This window comes from Paenibacillus hamazuiensis (genome assembly GCF_023276405.1).
Taxonomy (GTDB): Bacteria; Bacillota; Bacilli; order Paenibacillales; family NBRC-103111; genus Paenibacillus_AF; species Paenibacillus_AF hamazuiensis.
In genome coordinates, this window is record NZ_JALRMO010000001.1 from 1,456,397 (window position 1) to 1,476,209 (window position 19,813).

Sequence of the window (19,813 nt, forward strand, 5' to 3'; positions counted from 1 at the left end):
TTTGGAGGTAGCCATGCATCAATCCGATATGATGTCCATTAGTGATTTTTCCAAAATGTCAGATATTCCACGCAAAACGCTGATTTACTATGATCGTATTGGACTATTCAAGCCGGCATTTGTTGCCGACAACGGGTATCGCTATTACCATCGCAGCCAGTTGGATACTATCGGTATGATTCATGTCTTCAAGGAGTTTGGTATGTCGCTTGAGGAAATTCGGGAGCATCAGAGCCGTCGAACCCCTGCCAATACACTTGAATTTCTACGAAAACAGGGAGAGGTTGTCCAATTGCAGATGGCGAAGCTTGAACGGACCCGGCAAATGATCAGCATGCAAGCAGAGAGGATTGAACATTCGATTCATGTAGACACAAGCCGTATGAAGGTGATCCGGCAAGCCAGGATTCCTTTGCTGTTGAGTTGCCGCGTACATGCATCCAAGGAGCAAATTCCCGAATATCTCTGGGATGATTTTCAAATGCGTCTGGAGAGAGAGAATGCACCCATCGGATATCCGAACGGCGTTATTGTTAAGAAGGAGGATTTACTGAAGAAAGACGGAGATATGGTGTCCCATATGTTTAGTCGCATGACCACTCATTCAGAAGAGCAACAATATATGCCGGAGGGATTTTACTTGGTTTCGTACACCAAGGCGGATTATGGGGATACGGATAAAATTTATCCGCAAATTTTTGATTACATAGAGAAGAATCAATATGTAGTCATTGGTGATGCTTACGAGGAGTACTTGCAGGATGAGGTGTCGCTACAAAATCCGGAAGAGTACCTGGTCAGAATTATGGTGCATATTAAGGAACCATCCAACGTTAGTATTTGAGCAATCGCTTGCCAAAAGAAGAAGCGAGTTGCGCTATGTTCAAACATACGTTACTAAGGTGTGACACCAAGCAAGCTTTTTGGCATCTATTGAAATATGGTAAAATAAATTAATTCAAATATGCCGAATAGACTAGAAAAAAGGCAAACCTGATCGAAAGACAGGGACGCAAAGCCACGGGTCTTCTGCACTAATAGTGCAATGATCGCCGGGTTACCCTCTCAAATCACACCAAGGTTTCAGCTCATGGGCTGAAACCTTTGTTTGTTTTCAAGAGGATATGACATAGTATCGGGGCCTGTGTCGAGTTGACATATCGGTGTTATTATGCTTGCTAATGCTTTCGCGGGAGGGAATCGCTGCGAAAGTGGCTCTTGGAGATGGCTAGACCGAAGATTATGGCAGTGTAGCCGCAGAGCACCGTGAAGCCTGCCCACGGGGCCAACGGAAAATAGCCCACCTGCGGCGTATAGAGGCCAATCACTTGTGGGTACTCAGGAATACTTTGCTGGATTGCAAACCCGGCTGCAGGAGTAAGCCGGAGCAGCCATCGGGAAACATCCAAAGGTAAGGCGTTTACAAAAGCGAGAATGTAAGGAAGGATAACAGCTGCGATGCTGGCAGTCGCCGCCAATATGCCGCGCCGGAGCAAGCCTGCAAATGCGAGAGCAAGAACAGAGGCAAAGGCGAAGAGTGCCGCTGTGCCGAATATAATCCGCACCTCCGTGAGCGCGGCTGCCGGCAGGACGGGGTTGCCGTTTGAGAGCAGAATTTGTTTGCAAATCACAATCGTGAAAATGGCCGCAACCAGCCCGATAACAAAGGAAGTGATACTGATAACGACAGCTTTTGCCGCCAGTACTTTATGAGGACACGGTACAGCAAGCCCGGAGCCGCGTTTTTTTCGCCGATGGCATTCGGCTGTGACAAACAATACCGCCACAATCATCACTGCTATCAGACCGGCAAACGTTCCGATGAGGCAGCGTTCAACAGTCCAGCCGCCCTCAGCCCCCAGCGGCGCGATGTCACCGTTTCCGGTCACGGTGAACGTGCCGCCTGACCGGCTGGCGCGACCCGGATGGTGGACCGACCCGTCAAGCTTGATGGTGGCGCCGATGTCGCTGTAGCTCCACGAGTCGCCTGTTCCTTCCCCTTGCAGCTCCAGTTGATCAAAATCGGCGGTGGCGCTGGTAAAGCGGCTGGCTCCTTCAAGAACGGTTATATCTCCCGGGGACGTAACAAAGAGCCCGACCTCCGCAGTAGAAGGAAGTTCGACCAGATGAACCGTATCAACTTTCGTCCATTGCACACCGTCCATCGATTCGTACCCTGTGATGATGTCACCGGAACGTGTAAGGCGCAGCCAACGAGGCGATTCCGGGGAGACATTGCCCGGATGCCCGGCGGTGTCGTTTGTGTAGTTGTATTGCATTCGCACCCCGTTGGCTCCGGTGACCATCAGTGCCGCGTAAGCCGATCCCTGCTTGATGCCGTCCTTGATGATGACGCCTGCTTTCGCCCATGGTACAACGCCGGAAACTATCTGGTCATGGTTGGGCGGAGGATAGGTGATCAGGCCGGTCAGAGAGGTTAGGCGAACGGTAATGCTCCCATCCCCCGTCAACGGCTGGTGTACGAAATAAAACTTATCCGTCACTGCCTGACCATTAGGACTAATGGGGATTGTCGGGCCAATACCTGTCATGGCAGCCGAAATGAGCAGCCCCGGCAATACGGTTAGCAGCAAAGCAACTATAATGCCGATTACAAGACCGCGCGTTTTCCGGAATTTGATCCGCTCCATACGCAGTAATTGCGTGAAACCGTCGTCTTTTGAGTGTTCAGTGTGTTTGAGCGTCATCACATTATCTCCTTATTTTGTGGGATTAACATGATGATATCTAACACAAAGTTAAATTAAGGTTATTTTTTCGGCAAAACGACCGTTATTTTTGAAAAACCTCCAAGTTCGCTTTCTATCTCTATTTTTCCTCTATGCTTTTCAATGATGGTTTTCACGATGGACAAGCCTAGCCCGCTTCCTCCCAGTGCCCTTGAACGAGAAGTGTCGACCCGGTAGAACGGTTCGAAAACGGATTCCAGTTCGCCCTCCGGAATACCGATTCCGGTATCCTCGATTGTGACCGTCACCGATTCCTCACGTTGGACTGCCGAAATAATAACAGCTCCGTTATCCTCGTTATATTTCACGGCGTTCTGCACAAGATTTAGGAAGGCTCTTTGCAAAAGCGCCTTATCGCCAAAAAGCGTAATGTCCGTGATGTTGTTGTCGATACGGACGTTTTTTTCGTTGCTGCTCTCCAATACGGTGAAAATAATATCATCGAACATCGTTTTTGCATCAAAACTTTCACAATTGTCCCTATTTAACGAACTGTTCATCTTCAGCAGGTCGTATACGAGGAGACTCATTCTCTGCGCTTCCGCCAAGGTATCGTCCAACACCTCTTTATACTCTTGAACGGTAGGATGTTCATCCATCTGCAGAACCTCAATGTTGGCAATGATACTGGACAGCGGCGTATTGAGTTCATGGGCGGCATTGGCCGCGAACCGCTTCTGATGATTGAACGATTTTTCCAATTTCATGATCATATGGTTGAAGGAGGCGGCTAACTGTGCCACTTCATCATTTGTATCAAAGCTTTTAATCGGCTGGAACAAGTTGTTTTCATCGATATTTTTGACGGTTTCGCTTAAATTTGCAACCGGCTTTAACGCCTTGCCGGCAATGAAATAGGAGGCTCCCGTTCCCAGTGCAATCATGACGAGCATGTATACGAAACTCCAATATATGAAATCATTTTTTTCTTCCGATAGGGGGGTTCCCGTAGTTGAATTCAAAGAGAGATGGACATCGGCATTCAAATGGGTTGCCGGCACCGTAGCGGAGTAAGTTATCACCTGTGAGAGTGTCAACAGAACGCAAATGACGGTGAGTGTCAGTGCAGTCGATATCGTAAGCCTTAATCGCAGTGTAATTTTATTTAACTGTTTCATCCGCATACTCCTTGGAGATCGAGTACCCGAAACCTCTCGTGTTTTTAATCAGTTCCATATCTCCGATATAGGGGGCCAGCTTTTTTTTCAAAGAATTGAGTTGTACCTTAAAGGAATTAGAAAAAAGATCCGCTTCGTTGTTGTCCCATATGTGCTCGATCAGCTCCTCTGTACCCACTACCCTTTCGATATGCAGAAAGAGGTATTCCAGGATGGAATATTCTTTTTTGGTTAGCTCAACCTGGCGATCGTTCACAGTGACGCGCCTTAGGGCGGTATCGATTTTAATATCACCGTGTGCGAGGACGGTATCCTTTTGAATAAAAGCCCTGCGCAACAACGAACGGATGCGGGCATCCAGTTCTTTGAAATGAAATGGCTTTGCCAGATAATCATTGGCTCCGGTATCCAGTCCGGTAATTTTGTCTTCCACCGACGCTCGTGCCGATAAAATCAAGATGCGAAGCTCCCGGTTCGTTGCCCGGATTTCCTTGAGAACCTCGATCCCGTCCTTTTTCGGTAAATTTAAGTCAAGCACAACCGCATCATATGCATTTATTTCAATAAGCTCTAAAGCCTTTTCGCCATCGCCGGCAGCGTCAACAGCATAACCATATTTTTTTAATCCATTGCACAAGGCTTTTTGCATGCGCGCTTCATCCTCTACGACTAAAACTCTCACAATTTCCCACATCCTTACATAATACTGGTTTTCGAAATCATTATACACCATGAAAAGTTAAATAATCGTTTGAATGGACGAACAAAAACAATTGATCATATAATTCACTACTGTTATATTACATATATGAAATATTTAACGAGAGGGATCCCTTCATGAATCAACTTTCGAATGTTGAATTTATGCTGCTGCAAATTATAGCGGAGCGCAATCAAGCGTCGGGCTATGACATCAACAAGGTAATCGATCAGCGCGGTTATCGGGAATGGGCGAATATCGGTACGACTTCGATTTATGCAGGGCTGAAGAAACTGAACGATAAAGGATTGATCAAATCCGAGGATTCCGGCGAGAAATCCGGCAAAGGTCCTATGCCGACCCGATTTGTCATGACGGAAGCCGGGATGACGACGCTGAGAAGTGAAATCATCGCCAGCCTGTCTTCTTCGCGGGAGCGCGATAACCGGTTTGATCTCGGCCTTGCCGCATTACCTTTTATCGAGAAAGGTGAGGCTGTTAGAGCTTTGCGGAAAAGGCTGGATTTTCTCGGAGAGACTTTAAAAAATATAAGACAGAAATACGAGTCGCAAGGAGGCGTTCGATTGCCTCTGTATGTAAGGGGACTTTTCCTGCATCCGATAAGTCTTATCGAGGGTGAGCGGGAATTTGTCGTCAATTTAATCAACGAATTGGTGGAGGAGATGGAGGAACATGACTAAAATCATCGAAGGTTTCATTCCTTTTCAAGGAGAGCATTGCGAGACGACAGCAATGGGCAACCTGCTTCAATTTGCGGGAATCCGGCTGTCGGAGCCGATGTTGTTCGGGCTCGGACAAGGGCTCGGATTCATTTATTGGGATTCGAAGGCAATGGATTTTCCTTTTATCGGGGGCAGGGTGAAGCCGGATGAATTGTCTGCTTGCATAGCGTCCCGGCTCGGCTTAATCGTCAAGGTGCAGGAAACCTCGTCCGTTGAAAAAGCGTGGCAGAACGTAAGAAGCTCCATAGAACGCGGAATTCCCGTGGGGCTTAAATTGGACTCCTATTATTTGGATTATTTCACAAACAAAGTGCACTTTGCCGCCCACTACGCGGTCATGTACGGCATGGATGACGAATACGCCTATTTGGCGGATACGACACAACAGGGCGGACTTGTGAAGACACGTTTGGCCCAACTGGCCATGGCGAGAAATGCAAAGGGGCCTATGAGCTCGAGAAATCGTTCCTTTACGATCGAGCCGGCCGGCATTCTTCCGCCTCTTATCTCAGCTATACGGTCATCCTTATCCAACAATGCGCATGACTATCTGAATCCGCCCATTCGCAATCTGGGAAATAAAGGCATTATCAAAATGAGCAGTGAAATCGTGAAATGGCCTTCCCGCAGCAAAAATTTGGAGCAGGATCTAATCTTGACTGCGTTATTGATGGAAAGAGCGGGCACCGGCGGCGCTTTGTTTCGAAATCTATATCGGGATTTTCTCAAAGAGTGCGTGGATCTGTGTGGAGACCCCAAAGTAGAACAGGCCTATTTGCTGTTTGCAGAAATCGCTCCCATGTGGGTCGGCGTTTCAACTTTGATCGAACGTGCGGGAAAAACGGGAAACCATGGCGAGCTAAACCAGGTTTCCAAGCTTTTGTCCGAGATTGCAGATAAAGAACGGGTTGCAATGGAACTGTTATTGTAATCGAAACGTCAAGATAATGCCAAATAAAATATAACAAGATAGATTGATATATAGCGGATGTCGATATATATTAATTATGTTTAATTGTGTTTTGTTATAATTAGATAAAATTGATATGGGGGTGACGAGCGCGGTCGGCTGCCAGATTGAATCAATTTATGGATCGACTCGAAGATGGCAAGGGCCAGCCGATCAGATTTCGTACAAAATTTGTCCGGTTAACGACAAGTCGTAGCCGGATATCGCAGATAATTCCTGATGAAGGGCGTTTGATTTCAAAATTTGGAGAACGGCCTGAATCCAATCGTGATTTTCCGTTTTTTTCAACAGAACCAGGTCGTAACGCTCCTGAATCAGAGGGATGAAGTCGACATTGCCGACAATGGAAGCGGCTTTCTCAATGCCGACGCCGACGTCCGCTTCGCCGGAAGCGACTTTACCGGCTACTCCGATGTGGTTCGTTTCTTCCATGCCGTATCCTTCGAGCTCGCTAGGCCGAATGCCATGGAGCCGCAGCTGCTCGTCAAGCAAAACCCGGGCCCCGGAGCCTTTCTCCCGGTTCACGAGCCGCAGTCCCGGCCGGCCTAAATCGGCCCAACCGTTCAGCTTGTGCGGATTGCCCTGCTGTACATAGAAGCCCGCACGGCGCGATAGCAGATTCACCACCACGTATGACGAACCGACGAGCAGCCGGCGAATGTAAGGGAGATTGTACTCTCCGGTGTCGCCGTCCAAAAGATGCGTGCTGACGATATCCGCTTCGCCCCGGTACATGGAGATCAGGCTGTCGAGGCTTCCCACATAAGCGCGAAGCGGCCTTACACCGGGTATATTTTTCTCGATGTGCTTCGCAAGTATGTCCAGACTGATATCCTGTCCGGTGATGACGACAGGACGAATGCCATTCTGGGGAGACGACGAAGGCGGGCGCAGCGGGGAATCAGTCGTTATCGGTTTTTCGGCGACTTTCGTACCTCTCGATCTTTGTTTATAAGCTTCAAGATCCGCCGCATCCACCCGCATTTGCTTGCCGACCCGATACGAGGGGAGCTCGCCTTTTTTGATCAATTCGTAAACCGTGAGCTTGGATATTTTTAGAAGCTTGGCGATTTCTTCGGTTGTATAAGATATGTCGTTGGTCAAAGCAAGATCCTCCCCGGTCAACATCTCGAATCATTCCACTTTGAACTAATTATATCATAATTGAATAAAAGAAAGGCGAAAGCGGAAGCAACCAAACCAAAAGAGGAAGGGAGATATGCTTCTGTGTTGAACGGATATGAAGTGAGAGGGCAACGGACCCGGAAGTTTGCAATTTTCGCTTGCGATAAGGGCCTTCTAAAACCCCAATCCGGTTTGACGAGAGCAGAGTCGGCCCAACTCATTGCCAAAATGTTAAGAGCCGCCGGGCTGCTCTAGCCGGAACCTTCGTTTACAGCAACTTAGGTTGGAAGTATAATAAATATATCTATTTATATACATGTAGTAGTTTGGAGGGGAACCGATGTTAAAAAATATTAAAATTAGTATTGTTCTATCTTTAGTCTTCATGCTTATATTCGTACTTGCAGGCTGCGGTACTGAACCGAAGCCAACTGTCAACGGAAGCGCGACACCGGCAACACCGGCTTCGAGCCCGAATCCGGCAAATCAAAAACCTGCCGAAAATGTGGAGCTGACGATTTCGGCGGCTGCAAGCTTGACCGATGCGCTGAAGGAAATCCAGAAGGCTTATGAATCCAAGCATTCCAACGTCAAATTGAACTTTAACTTCGGCGCATCCGGCGCCCTTCAGCAGCAGATCGAACAAGGAGCACCCGCAGACTTGTTTCTTTCCGCGGCTTCGAAGAACATGCAAGCACTTGTCGATAAGCAGCTGATCGATGCGAATAAGCAAAAAAATTTGCTGATCAACGAGTTGGTTGCCGTTATTCCGACGGACGGGAAAGCGGCGATCGGAAGTGTCGCGGATTTATCCAAAGCGGAAGTGAAAAACGTAGCGATCGGCATCCCGGAAAGCGTTCCGGCGGGTAATTACGCCAAGGAAGCGCTCACGAACGCCAAGCTGTGGGATGCGCTGCAAGCCAAATTGGTTCAAGGCAAAGACGTCAGACAAGTGCTGCAATATGTAGAAACCGGCAACGCCGATGCTGGTTTCGTATATAAAACGGATGCGTTATCTTCTCAGAAGGTAAAAGTTGCTTTTGCCGTCGATCCGGGCACTTATTCCCCCGTCGAATACCCGATCGGTATGGTCAAAGCATCCAAACATGGCAAAGAAGCTGAAGATTTTTACACGTATTTGCAGTCGAAAGAAGCGCTCGATGTTTTCGTTAAATACGGATTTTCGATACCGAAGTGACTGCCAAAGACATGAACTGGAATGAATTTTGGCCCCCGATCCGATTATCGCTGCAGGTCTCATTGTTATCCAGCATACTGGTCGCCGTGTTCGGCGTATGTATGGCTTGGTGGATGTCCCGAAGATCGTTCAAAGGAAAGACACTGCTGGAAACGGTGTTTATGCTGCCGCTTGTGCTGCCGCCGACGGTAGTCGGGTTTTTGCTCCTGGTCATGCTTGGGCGCAAAAGCTGGCTAGGACGGTTCATCGAATGGCTTTTCGCCGCACCGGTCGTCTTTTCCTGGTGGGCCGCTGTGATCGCTTCGATCGTGGTGGCCTTTCCCCTTGTTTATCAGACGATGAAAGTTGGCTTTGCTTCCGTCGACCGCGACTTGGAAGATGCAGGGCGATCCATTGGCGCGAGCGAATGGCAGGTGTTTCGGCACATCACGCTCCCATTGACGCTTCGGTCATTGATCTCCGCCTATATCCTGGGCTTTGCCCGCGGTCTTGGCGAATTCGGGGCGACGCTGATGATTGCCGGCAACATACCGGGGAAAACGCAAACTATCCCCACGGCCATATATGTGGCGGTCGATGCGGGCAATTCCCCGATGGCTTGGGCCTGGACGGGATCGATGATACTCATATCTTTTATTATGTTGATGCTGACCGGTCGTAAAGAGGATGGCAAATAGCCGGTAGCAAGTCAGCAATCTGTAAGAAATGTCCTAATAGAGGGGAGGTTATAATATTTTTGCAAAATTATACTTTATGTTAGGAGTTGATTGCACGTATGGGAAACATCGTTTTAACCATGCAGCTGTCGTTGGACGGTGTTGTGTCGGATGAGTACCGGTGGATGAGTTTATGCGAAGAGATTTTCGAAGATTATTTGGAGTATTACAATACGGTGGACACGATCATCGTCGGAAGAAACTCATACGCCTCGCTCGCCGGGCATTGGCAGCAAGCGGAGAATTCGTCCAACTCGCTGGAAAGGGCTATAGCGAGGCGCATGAACGAAATCCCCAAAGTGGTGATTTCCCATTCCGAAGTGGAGTTGATATGGAGAAACTCGCAGCAGATTGCTGTTCGAGACGATCAGTCGCTCGCACGGGAGCTGGAGGATCTGAAAAAACGCAGGAATCGCATTTCCGTCGAAAGCGGAGTAAAGACATGGCAATCGTTTATTCAAAACGACCTTTATGACGAGTTGTGGCTGCTCGTTCATCCCGTCATTGCTTCTCAGGGGGATCGTTTATTTGCTCTTGCCGGCAAGCAGCAACCTCTTCGTTTAACTCGCAGCAAAACGTATGAGAATGGCGTAATCGGATTGCATTACCAAAAGTGAGGCCGGAACAGTCGCACTGATCGAACTTAACCAAATTCCTTCGGTTTATGGAGCTGAAGGAATTTTAACATTTTATCCCTATATCGGATTGTCCATATTGGTTTGTTCTTGGCTCCGCGAACGAAAAATAAGTCAGATTCCACCTATATTTTCCCATATTTCCTTGTGCTACCATAAAGTTGCGCCATCAATCCTTAGAGAAAGGAGAACGTAAAACCAAATCTTCTTCAGCTCAAATTATACATTTTCCAAATCGAAAGGATGGATGAATGATGAAAAAACGGTTGTTTGCCAGTCTTATCTTGGCCGCTTCAATCTTTTTGGCCGCGCTGCCCGTTTATGCCGCATCCAGTCAATACATCGATATAAACGAATACAGCCCGAGTTCGGTGGAATCCAGGTTTCATTACGGCAACCATGTATATATCTCGGTTAATAACAGCGCGCCTACAGGGAATTGGGGAGACATTAACTGGGAGCTGGTCGACGGATATTTCAATGTGATCGCCAGCGGAACCGTTACCAACCCGTTAACGCCGATAGGTCAACCTAACTCCGGAGATCATTACATTACTTTCGACATGCCTTTGGACGGCTACAATCAGCATAATGCCAAGCTGGTGTTAAGCTGCACCAGCGGCAGATGCCAAGGCGACGGCTATATCGAAACGACGGATTAATTTAGGCAATCTGAATAAAATGCACGTATCAACAACCGGAACGAGTTGAATGAGAAAGGCAAAAAGCGGCCCAAAGCGGAGTGTAACTCCAAATAGGGCCGTTTTTTCTGTTCGCCAAATTGGTTCCTTAAAATTGATGAAAAATGGATCTGATATAAACCGATTCTTCCCCTTATACTGATTTTGAATCCTATGAGAAAAAGGAGGCTGTACAGCATGCAAAAAAGAAAACTGGGAAAGTCGGGAATCGAGGTAAGTCCGGTCGGGTTCGGCTGCTGGGCGATCGGCGGGCCTTTTTGGCTGGATGGATTGCCGGACGGTTGGGGGGAAGTCGATGACGATGAATCGATTCGGGCAATTGAGCTTGCTCTGGAGCTCGGCATCAATTTCTTCGACACGGCGGATGCGTACGGCACAGGACATAGCGAAGAGGTGATCGGCCGGGCCTTGAAGGGACGCCGGCACGAGGCGGTCATCGCAACGAAATTCGGGTTCACCTACGATGCTGCGACCCGCAACGTGTACACGAAAGTCGACGTATCACCGGATTATATCCGCTCGGCTTGCGAAGCTTCGCTGCGGAGGCTCGCGACCGATTATATCGACCTGTATCAGATTCATGCCGGAGGCATACCGCTGGAGCAGCTCGATTCGGTCATCGAAACGCTGGAGCAGTTGAAGCGGCAAGGCTGGATCCGCGCCTACGGATGGAGCACCGAAGATACGGAGCGGGCCGAAGCGTTTGCCAAGAGGTCTACCGGAGCGGCTATCCAGCATCCTTTTAATGTGCTGATCGGTCATTCCGATATGATCGATTTGTGCGAACGGCACCAACTGGCCAGCATCGACAACGCACCTCTCGCCATGGGGCTGCTAAGCGGCAAATTTAACCGGACGTCGCGGTTACCGTCCGATGACGTGCGCGGCAGCAAGCACGAATGGGTCCTTTATTTCAAGGACGGCGAGCCGAAAGTCGAATTTTTGAATGCGCTTGATGCCATACGGGACATATTGACATCCGGCCGGCGAAGCCTGGTGCAGGGGGCGCTCGCCTGGATTTGGGGGAGAAGCGGCAGCACGATCCCGATTCCCGGACTCAAAAACGTGGGGCAGGTGGAGGAGGCGGCGAAGGCGACGAGCTTCGGACCGCTCGCCCCGGAGCAGATGAAGGAAATCGACGGCATCCTAAGGAGCCTCCAAGTTTCTTGATTCGAACGAAATTTGAACTTTTCCTGGATATGATGCGGTCAAACGAGCCCTCATGGTATATTTAAGTTGCCAATACGACGGAGGGAAGTGAACCGTTTGACATTCTCATATAAGGGAGCCATCGTCGCCTTATCGATCGCTTTTGTTTTATCGGCATGCGGATCCAATAAAGACCAAGGACATCAAAGCCATGCCGTAAGCGGCGATATTCAAGAAAAAACAGCTTCGGCGGATGTTGCTCCGTCTTTTTTGAAAGGCCAACCCGAACAAATCCGCCTGGTATATGAAGCTGCCGGTAAGGCCTCGGACATTCTGAAATGGATTCCTTGTTATTGCGGCTGCGGCGAAAGCGCCGGACACACAAGCAATTTGAATTGCTTTGTGAAGGAAGTGAACAGCGACGGTTCGATCGTTTGGGACGATCACGGGACGCGCTGCGGAGTATGCCTGCAAATAGCGGTTCAATCCATCAAGATGAAGCAGGACGGCAAAAGCTTGAAAGAAATACGAACGTTTATTGATAAAACCTACGAAAAAGGCTACGCCAAGCCGACGAAGACTCCTTTACCGGCGTAAGCCCCCAACCCCATCTGAACGATGGGGTTTGTTATTTATTGTTATTCGACTCTTGGAAATCATCTTTAACGATTTGTTCTTTGCTGCGATCGGCACCAATTCGGCATTAGCCGAATCGTGCCGAACTCATAAGGTTGCTCGTTGTAGAAGCTGTACCGTACGATTGTTGAGCGAGTCCTGCCATCCGTTTGCGAATGCAAAACGATGGCAGGACATAACGCGGCCCGAGGCACGAATTACCTCCCCCGGCATCACGTCGATTGTGCAGCGTGTCGGGCATAGGATTTTGACGCGCAGCCCAAAAATCCATGCCCGACAAACGCGACCCTAGAAGCGAGCAGTCTCGCACTGCGGGCGGGTCCAGGGCGCCTGAGCGCCTGGGGTCCCCCCGGTGGGGGGATTTGATGGGAAAATAACGTTTAGCTCGAGGTCACTTCGAAGAGAAAATGGATTGAAATGAGGTCAAAAGCCGAAAAAAGGCAATAGGATGCCCGGTCCCCATAATGAATATTTTTTAAAAGAGCCTAACTGGTTGAGGGAAGTTCGTCTACTTTTTGTATCGAGTAACCTAATTTTTGTAGCCTACGAATCATTAGCTCTTCCTTGGAAATGCTTCGTCGTTTCTCTAAATAGTCCGCACCAAGTTCTTTGTACGGTTCGTTCTTCAATAGGATGTGGTACGCAATGACTAGAATCTTATGGGCGATCGCAATGACAGCCTTGTTTTTCCCGCGCCGACTTGTAATGGACCAGAACTTTGCACCTAAGTAGGATTTCGTGTTGCTGGCGGCCCAGGCTGCTTCTGTGAGAGCAGACTTAAGAATTTTATCGCCTTTGGTTATGGTAGTACTTTTTTTTTACCGGCACTCTCATTATTGCCCGGACTAAGCCCTGCCCAAGAAGATAGGTGCATCTCCGTGGGAAATACAGACATATCCGTTCCCAGTTCAGCCAAGATGATCTTGGCGGTATGCTCGCCAACACCAGGAATACTATCCAATAGCTCTAATTGCCGCTGATACGGTGCGAAGTATACTTCCATGTCGGCCTCTAACTCAGCGATGGATTGTTCGAGAAATTCGAGATGTTTGAGCGATCTAGCGATCATGGAACGATGGTGTTTGGTGACGCGACCATTGAGAGCAGAAACGAGTTGCGGAATCTTGGAGCGCAGAGAGGCTTTGGCAAGATCGGCGATTTGCGCGGGTTCAATAACTTCGCCATTCACAAGAGCTTGAAGCATGAGACGGCCGGAAACGCCAAAAACATCGCTCATAAAGGTGGAGAGCTTAATGTTAGCCATCTCGAGAACCTTCAAGATGCGGTTTCTTTCGGCGGTAGCGTGCCCAACGAGTTTTTTGCGGTATCTCGTCAAATCTCGCAATTCGCGGATTTCCACAGGAGGCACAAAGCTGCCGCGGATTAAATCGCACCGATGAAGTTCTGCGATCCATTGGGCATCTTTCATATCGGTTTTACGGCCTTTGATGGCTTTAATATGGGCAGCGTTGGCCAGAGTGATGGTGCAAGAAGCTTCAAGTACATTGTAAACAGGTTGCCAGAAGATGCCGGTGCTTTCCATGGCGATCTCTGTGCATCCTTCTTCAGTGAGCCAGTCGGCTAGTTCGAGCAGGCCGGAGAGTACCGTAGAAAACTCCCGAATCACTTTCGTCGGCTTTTGATGAAGAGGGCCTTTTAACAAGCAAACAACAACGTTGGCCTGATGAACATCGAGGCCGGCGCAGCAAGTACGAATCGCATCCAAATAGATCATCCTTTCTACACAGGCTACCAACACCCTCCCAGACCGAAATTTGATGGGTGTGCTCGTGGCGACAAAGATTTGTTCTCAGGGTGTGGTAAGTCAGTTTAGGGGGCGAGGTCGTACACTCAAAATCCCGGCGACTTACCTGCACTGTGTAGTAAAAAGAATTCACGGTTTAAACAGAGTTTAAACCGTGAACCGCTCGAACATTTTCATATCTTATTGTGACGCTCTGTCATCTTGTTTAGGGGGGCGTTTCCCCACGAAAAAAATATGAAAAAAATTATAACTATTATTAAAATCGAAAATATGCGCGTTAACTATGGAAACCCCAAACGATGTGCTATTTTCTGAATGTAAGCGATAACAAAATGGAGGGGTTTCCGCATGACGATCAACTGCAAAAAATGGACCACGATTATGTTAACGAGTGTGCTCGCCGTAGGACTGGCTGCTTGCAGCGCCGAACAGCAGGCGCCGGCGGCGGATAAAAAAGAGGGGGCCATGGCTACCGCAGGGCAAAAAGCGACTGCTTCCGGCTACCCGGAAAAGCCGGTCACCATTATGGCCCCGTCCGGAGCGGGAGGCGGGCTCGACCTGACATCAAGAGCGTTAGTCAAGGCACTTGGCGGAGCGAAGCTGGTCCCGCAAACGATGAGTGTGGAAAACAAGCCGGGGGGCGGCCAAGCCGTCGGACTCGCGGAGTTTGTCACGCAGGACAAGAAAAATTCGTACAAGCTGTTTCTGCCTTCCCCGCCGCTGATCATCAACAATTTGAAAAAAGAAGGCAACAGCCCTTATTCTTTCAGGGACTTAACCCCGCTGGCGCAATTGACCAAAGATTACGGGGCGATCGTCGTCAAAGCCGATTCCAAATACAATGACTTGAAAACGTTGATGGCCGATTTGAAAGCGAATCCCAAAAGTCTTACGCTTGCCGGCGGTTCCGCTCCCGGTTCGCAGGATCATCTAATAGCGATGCTGCCGGCCGTGAAAGCCGGAGTGGATGCGAAAGCGATTAAATTCGTTTCCTTCGACGGCGGGGGCGAAGCGATGACCTCGCTGCTTGGAGGAAACGCGGATGTATTGTCCACAGACATTTCCGGGGTGACGGAGTATTTGAAATCGGGCAAAGTCAAGGTGCTCGGAGTATCCGCGCCGTCCCGGCTTTCCGGACAATTCAAGGATATTCCGACCTATAAGGAGCAGGGCATCGATGCGGAGTTTACAATTTGGCGCGGTCTCTTCGGAAGCAAAGAAATGTCCGCGGAGGCAGTAAAGTACTGGGACGAGAAGCTGAAGACGTTATCGGAAACGCCGGAATGGAAAAAAGAGCTGGAGAATAACGGCTGGGAAAACGGCTATAAAAATGCGGCGGACTTCCAGAAGTTTCTCGAGGAGCAGGAAAAGCTGATCAAGGATGTGCTCGGCGCTTTGGGCATGTTGAAATAATTACGGCAACAAAAAGGAGGGCGGCGGCCCTCCTTTTCAATTTTTCCGAATCCACCGGTATTTGCGCTCCGGCCTCCCTACCGTTCCGTAGAGGATGTCGACCTCCGCTTCGTTAACGGACACCATATACTCCAAGTATCTTCTTACGGTAGAGTAGCTCATTCCGGCGATCTCCGCCAAGTCGTCGACACTGACCGGTTCATAAATGGTCTTCATTTTATCCCTCAGCAGCCTGAGCGTCAGCTTGTCGATGCCCTTGGGCAGAGAATAGCTCTCCATCTGCGGGTTCGATTTGGTCTCATCCGACGGCCGGAAAAACCGGTCGACCTCATACTGGTCGATGCTTTGCCGTTGATGCAGGTGCGAACGCAGCTCCTTGTAGCGCTCGAGCGTACCGGTGAACTTATCGATCATGATGGGCTTGATAATATAGCTGAAAGCGCCCCCGCGGATCGCTTCGCTGACCGTTTCCGTATCGTTGGCCGCCGTAATCAGAATCACATCGATGCTTCGATGGGATTGTCTAATGTGCCAGAGCAGATCGATTCCTTTCATATCGGGCAAAAATACGTCGAGCAGAATCAGATCAGGAGTGAAAGCGTGAAGCAGCTCCATAGCTTGTCCGCCGGTGCTTGCCGAAGCGACAACCCGAAATCCTTCCAATTTATGAGTAAATTGCTCATAAATTTTCGCGGCGATGGCATCGTCTTCGACGATCATAACTTGAATGGAATTTTCAGACACATTTGATCCCTACCTTATCGTATAAAATACTGCCTAATTTCGGGTCTTCGGTACAACGACGGTAAATCTGGCCCCGCCGAGCGGGCTTCGATCGATGAAAAGCTGTCCGTTTAAGGCCGCCAACGAATGTTTGACGATCGTCAAACCGATTCCGTGATTTTCCCCCGTCTTCGTCGTGTAGCCTTCCGCAAAAATCGACCGCTCCTGCTCCTTTGCAATACCGGGGCCGTTATCCTCGATGTCGAACACCATATCTTTCCCCAGGTCGGTAAAAGAAACTTTGACCTTCGCGTAGGACCCGTTTTTATGTCGAGCCGCCTCCATGCCGTTGTCCACGATGTTGCCGAGAATCGTAACGAGCAGTTTCGTATCCGTTTCCGGGGGAATGTACGTCAAATTGCTGTCGGGGTCGATTTCGAGACCCACCTTCAGCTCCTTGGAACGGTTGATTTTCCCAAGCAAACAAGCGGCGACAAGCGGGTCTTTCACCGATGCCATCAGGAAGGCGATAACGTCCTGGCGTTCCTTGACTTCACCCGCGATGATCTCGAGGGCTTTATCGTAATGCTTCAAATGCAGCAGGCCGTAAATGGTGTTCAGCTTATTCAGGTATTCATGATTTTGCGCTCGCATATTTTCCGAAAACGCCTTGATTTTCGAAAATTCGTCCGTAAGCTGCTCGATTTCCGATTCGGGCAAAAAAGTGAAAACGGCGCCTTGGACGCCGTTATTTTGCAAAATCGGCTCGGCATGTATGGCGAACACTTGCGAATGTATGAACATCTTTCGGTTGCTGCGGCCTTGTCCGGCAGCGGCCACCGTTTTCATCATCTCCCGCAGCTGCGGGTGAGTGAGCTTCTTGCCGACCGCGAACGGCTGAGCGTGCAGCAGCTCGCGCGCTCTGCGGTTCATCGTGACGATCTGCTCGTTCATATCTACGGCGACGATGGCGTCGCGAATCGATTCGAGCGTAGCTTCTCTTTCCTTGTACAGGAAAGAGATTTCCTCCGGCTCGAGCCCCAAAATCAGCTTCTTGACCCTGCGGGCGATCAGGTACGCAAATAAGAGGCCGACACCGAGAATCACAGCCGTAAGCTTGAACATTTCCGCTTTGTACCCGGCTATTTTATCATCCACTTCATCGAACAGAAACCCGACCGAAGATACGCCGATCACGGTTCCCTGCCTGTCGCGGATCGGAGTTTTCGCTTTAAGGGCCGGTCCGGAAACACCGGTGCCCTCATAAATGACCGACATCCCGTCTTGAAAAACCGGATCGTTGGAAGTGCCCATCACGAGGCCGATTTGCTGCGGGTCGTAGTGGGAGTACCGGATGCCGTCCTTGTTGCCGATGACGACGTAGCTGGCGCCCGTCTCGGTCCGGATCCGCTCGGCGATTGGCTGGATCACCGACGGAGGGTCCGGCAGTTCGAAGGCGCCGGCGATCCGCTCGTCCATGGCGGCCAATTTGGCAACGGTCATCGCCTGCTGGCCGATATATTTTTTCAAAATATCGTCGAGCATGATCGAAAACATCGCTCCCGATAAAGCCATGCTCGCGATCACGACAGCGGATATCAAGATGACCATCTGGGCCAGCAACCGGAGGCGGAAGCCGCGAATCGGATTATACATAGGGCATCACCTTACCGTTTTATGAAAGCGCTTCATATGCGTTCTTTATTTATTATACACGGAGTGGACGGTGAGCGATAGAAGCAAGCTGCGCCTTCATTACCACCGTTTTCGTCCGGCATCCGCTTCATTGATAATCATTCTCAAAAAAATGATTGACGGCTGGAGAATACTGGGTTATAGTATTCAATGTTAGTAATGATAATCATTATCAACTATAAAAATTTCCTGATGTATGTTCTGGGGAAGCTTTTTCGGGAGGGTCTTATCGCAATGAACGTATTCGCAAGAAACAAAGCCATCGCCGCTCTTATGATCCTGAGTCTGGCCGCAGCGGCGTGCTCGAACGAACCGGTGGCGAAACCGCAGACTAGTGCGGAAACCCCGGCCAAGAAAGACACGCTGGTGATCGCGCAGTCGACAGAGACCAGAGATTTGACCGACATCGATCCGCTGCAGAAAGACATCACCCTGCCGCGCAGCATGGTGTTCGATACCTTGTTCGAACGCAAAGCGGACGGCAAACTTGTGCCTTCTCTGGCCGAGTCGTTCGAAGTGAACGGCAATACGGTGCATATCCAGTTGAAGAAAAATATTTCGTTTCATAGCGGCGACCCGCTGACGGCGGATTCGGTCAAAGCGACGCTGGAAAAAATTTTGGACAAAAACGTAACGACTTCATACAAATCCGGATTTTCCGGTATCGATCAGATCAAGGTGCTTAACGACCTTGCCATCGATATCGTCAGCAAGCAGCCTAACTACGTGCTGCCGAATTTCCTCGCCGAGATGCCGGTGCTTTCTGCGAAGCAGCTTGCGGCGGGCGACGAATATAAAACCAAATTAAACGGAACGGGCCCATATGTATTGGAAGATTGGAAGCGTGGGGAATTGGTGTCTTTGAAGCTGAACGATAAATATTGGGGAGAAAAGCCTGCTTTTGCCAAAGTGGTCGTCAAAAATGTCGCCGACGAGTCGACCCGCATCGCCGAGCTGCTGAGCGGCAAAGCGGATATCGCCTCCGACATTTCCCCGGCGTCCCTCGAGCGAATCAAAGGGCAGAAAGGGTTTCAGGCCGTATCGGAGCCGGGAGTCCGGGTGACCTGGCTCAGCTACCATTTCAAGGCGCCGTTCGATAACAAAAAAGTGCGGCAGGCAATCTACAAAGCGATCGACCGCAAAGGGCTGGCGCAAAACCTGTACGGGGATTTCGCTTCGCCGGCGACCGCTCCGGTTATTAAAGGCGGGGCGGGATATGTGGAGGCGTACCCGCTCACGGATTTTAATCTCGATGAAGCTAAGAAGCTGATTGCGGAATCGGGAATCCAGACACCGGTCACGATCGATTTGGACGCGCGCAAGGTGGATCTTGACATCGCGCAGATCGTGCAGGCCCAACTGAAAAAAATCGGCATCGAAGCGAAGATCAATACGATCGATGCGGGGGCGTTTTTTGATCCGAAACGGTTTGAGGAAAGAAAGAGCGGCTCGATCATGCTGTCCACCAGCTTCGATAACCCGGAGAAGGAAACATACCGGCTGCTGGGCACCGCCTATTCCGCGGAGTCGTTCTATAAGCGTTACGGGTACCAGCCGCTGCCGGAAGCCGATGCGCTCGTCAAGCAATATATCGCCGAGCCGAAGGCGGAGAACCGGACGGAACTTGCAAAAAACGTTTTGCAAATGTCCAAGGAGGACGCTTCCGTGCTTTGGCTGATGCATCCTTCCAATATTTACGGAATTTCCGATGCGCTCGACTGGAAGCCGGACGGTACGGGCAGAGTCGAAATCCGCCAAATCAAGGTGAAATAACGT

General features: G+C 49.8%; 18 protein-coding genes and 1 riboswitch. Of the genes, 11 read left to right on the forward strand and 7 right to left on the reverse strand.

Annotated features, from left to right (window positions below):
• Nucleotides 1-13: 13 nt before the first annotated feature.
• Nucleotides 14-844: a MerR family transcriptional regulator gene (locus MYS68_RS06235; RefSeq protein ID WP_248924999.1), complete on the forward strand. Its 831-nt coding sequence runs from the start codon at nucleotides 14-16 to the stop codon at nucleotides 842-844.
• A 132-nt stretch (nucleotides 845-976) separates the two neighbouring features.
• Nucleotides 977-1,065: riboswitch (cyclic di-GMP riboswitch) on the forward strand.
• Between the two features lie 113 nt (nucleotides 1,066-1,178).
• Here MYS68_RS06235 and MYS68_RS06240 read toward each other — a convergent pair.
• From MYS68_RS06240 to MYS68_RS06250, 3 genes are all read right to left on the reverse strand, one after another.
• Complete coding sequence (locus MYS68_RS06240) at nucleotides 1,179-2,708, reverse strand: DUF1349 domain-containing protein (RefSeq protein ID WP_248925000.1); 1,530 nt, start codon at nucleotides 2,706-2,708, stop codon at nucleotides 1,179-1,181.
• A 62-nt stretch (nucleotides 2,709-2,770) separates the two neighbouring features.
• The gene (locus MYS68_RS06245) at nucleotides 2,771-3,868 is read right to left on the reverse strand and encodes a sensor histidine kinase (RefSeq protein ID WP_248925001.1); all 1,098 of its coding nucleotides are present in this window, start codon (nucleotides 3,866-3,868) and stop codon (nucleotides 2,771-2,773) included.
• The gene (locus MYS68_RS06250) at nucleotides 3,852-4,550 is read right to left on the reverse strand and encodes a response regulator transcription factor (RefSeq protein WP_248925002.1); all 699 of its coding nucleotides are present in this window, start codon (nucleotides 4,548-4,550) and stop codon (nucleotides 3,852-3,854) included. The genes MYS68_RS06245 and MYS68_RS06250 overlap by 17 nt, the downstream gene beginning before the upstream one ends.
• A 155-nt stretch (nucleotides 4,551-4,705) precedes the next feature.
• On the opposite strand from MYS68_RS06250, the gene MYS68_RS06255 reads away from it, so the two are divergent.
• Together MYS68_RS06255 and MYS68_RS06260 are read left to right on the forward strand one after the other, a co-directional pair.
• Nucleotides 4,706-5,269 (forward strand): PadR family transcriptional regulator, encoded by a 564-nt coding sequence (locus MYS68_RS06255; protein ID WP_248925003.1) that lies wholly within the window; start codon nucleotides 4,706-4,708, stop codon nucleotides 5,267-5,269.
• Nucleotides 5,262-6,242 (forward strand): BtrH N-terminal domain-containing protein, encoded by a 981-nt coding sequence (locus MYS68_RS06260; RefSeq protein WP_248925004.1) that lies wholly within the window; start codon nucleotides 5,262-5,264, stop codon nucleotides 6,240-6,242. The genes MYS68_RS06255 and MYS68_RS06260 overlap by 8 nt, the downstream gene beginning before the upstream one ends.
• A gap of 192 nt (nucleotides 6,243-6,434) precedes the next feature.
• Here MYS68_RS06260 and MYS68_RS06265 read toward each other — a convergent pair whose 3' ends face one another.
• Nucleotides 6,435-7,385: a helix-turn-helix transcriptional regulator gene (locus MYS68_RS06265; protein ID WP_248925005.1), complete on the reverse strand. Its 951-nt coding sequence runs from the start codon at nucleotides 7,383-7,385 to the stop codon at nucleotides 6,435-6,437.
• A gap of 361 nt (nucleotides 7,386-7,746) precedes the next feature.
• On the opposite strand from MYS68_RS06265, the gene modA reads away from it, so the two are divergent.
• From modA to MYS68_RS06295, 6 genes are all read left to right on the forward strand, one after another.
• Nucleotides 7,747-8,604, forward strand: coding sequence for a molybdate ABC transporter substrate-binding protein (gene modA / locus MYS68_RS06270; RefSeq protein WP_248925006.1), 858 nt, complete (start codon nucleotides 7,747-7,749; stop codon nucleotides 8,602-8,604).
• Nucleotides 8,605-8,615: 11 nt separating this feature from the next.
• Complete coding sequence (gene modB / locus MYS68_RS06275; RefSeq protein ID WP_248925007.1) at nucleotides 8,616-9,281, forward strand: molybdate ABC transporter permease subunit; 666 nt, start codon at nucleotides 8,616-8,618, stop codon at nucleotides 9,279-9,281.
• A gap of 98 nt (nucleotides 9,282-9,379) precedes the next feature.
• Complete coding sequence (locus MYS68_RS06280) at nucleotides 9,380-9,937, forward strand: dihydrofolate reductase family protein (RefSeq protein ID WP_248925008.1); 558 nt, start codon at nucleotides 9,380-9,382, stop codon at nucleotides 9,935-9,937.
• A gap of 272 nt (nucleotides 9,938-10,209) precedes the next feature.
• Nucleotides 10,210-10,617, forward strand: a complete 408-nt coding sequence (locus MYS68_RS06285) for a hypothetical protein (RefSeq protein WP_248925009.1) — start codon at nucleotides 10,210-10,212, stop codon at nucleotides 10,615-10,617.
• Between the two features lie 216 nt (nucleotides 10,618-10,833).
• Nucleotides 10,834-11,826, forward strand: coding sequence for an aldo/keto reductase (locus tag MYS68_RS06290; RefSeq protein WP_248925010.1), 993 nt, complete (start codon nucleotides 10,834-10,836; stop codon nucleotides 11,824-11,826).
• Between the two features lie 96 nt (nucleotides 11,827-11,922).
• A complete protein-coding gene (locus tag MYS68_RS06295; RefSeq protein ID WP_248925011.1) occupies nucleotides 11,923-12,402 on the forward strand; it encodes a PCYCGC domain-containing protein in 480 nt (159 codons plus the stop codon).
• 838 nt (nucleotides 12,403-13,240) lie between these two features.
• Here MYS68_RS06295 and MYS68_RS06300 read toward each other — a convergent pair.
• The gene (locus MYS68_RS06300; protein WP_248925012.1) at nucleotides 13,241-14,167 is read right to left on the reverse strand and encodes an IS110 family RNA-guided transposase; all 927 of its coding nucleotides are present in this window, start codon (nucleotides 14,165-14,167) and stop codon (nucleotides 13,241-13,243) included.
• 387 nt (nucleotides 14,168-14,554) lie between these two features.
• Here MYS68_RS06300 and MYS68_RS06305 point away from each other — a divergent pair, with 387 nt between their 5' ends.
• Nucleotides 14,555-15,619, forward strand: coding sequence for a Bug family tripartite tricarboxylate transporter substrate binding protein (locus tag MYS68_RS06305; RefSeq protein ID WP_248925013.1), 1,065 nt, complete (start codon nucleotides 14,555-14,557; stop codon nucleotides 15,617-15,619).
• Nucleotides 15,620-15,655: 36 nt separating this feature from the next.
• Here the strand turns inward: MYS68_RS06305 and MYS68_RS06310 are convergent, their stop codons facing one another.
• Together MYS68_RS06310 and MYS68_RS06315 are read right to left on the reverse strand one after the other, a co-directional pair.
• Complete coding sequence (locus MYS68_RS06310; RefSeq protein WP_248925014.1) at nucleotides 15,656-16,363, reverse strand: response regulator; 708 nt, start codon at nucleotides 16,361-16,363, stop codon at nucleotides 15,656-15,658.
• 33 nt (nucleotides 16,364-16,396) lie between these two features.
• Nucleotides 16,397-17,998, reverse strand: a complete 1,602-nt coding sequence (locus MYS68_RS06315) for an ATP-binding protein (RefSeq protein WP_248925015.1) — start codon at nucleotides 17,996-17,998, stop codon at nucleotides 16,397-16,399.
• A 273-nt stretch (nucleotides 17,999-18,271) separates the two neighbouring features.
• Between MYS68_RS06315 and MYS68_RS06320 the strand changes: the two genes are divergently transcribed.
• A complete protein-coding gene (locus MYS68_RS06320) occupies nucleotides 18,272-19,810 on the forward strand; it encodes an ABC transporter substrate-binding protein (RefSeq protein ID WP_248925016.1) in 1,539 nt (512 codons plus the stop codon).
• The last annotated feature ends 3 nt before the right edge of the window (nucleotides 19,811-19,813 follow it).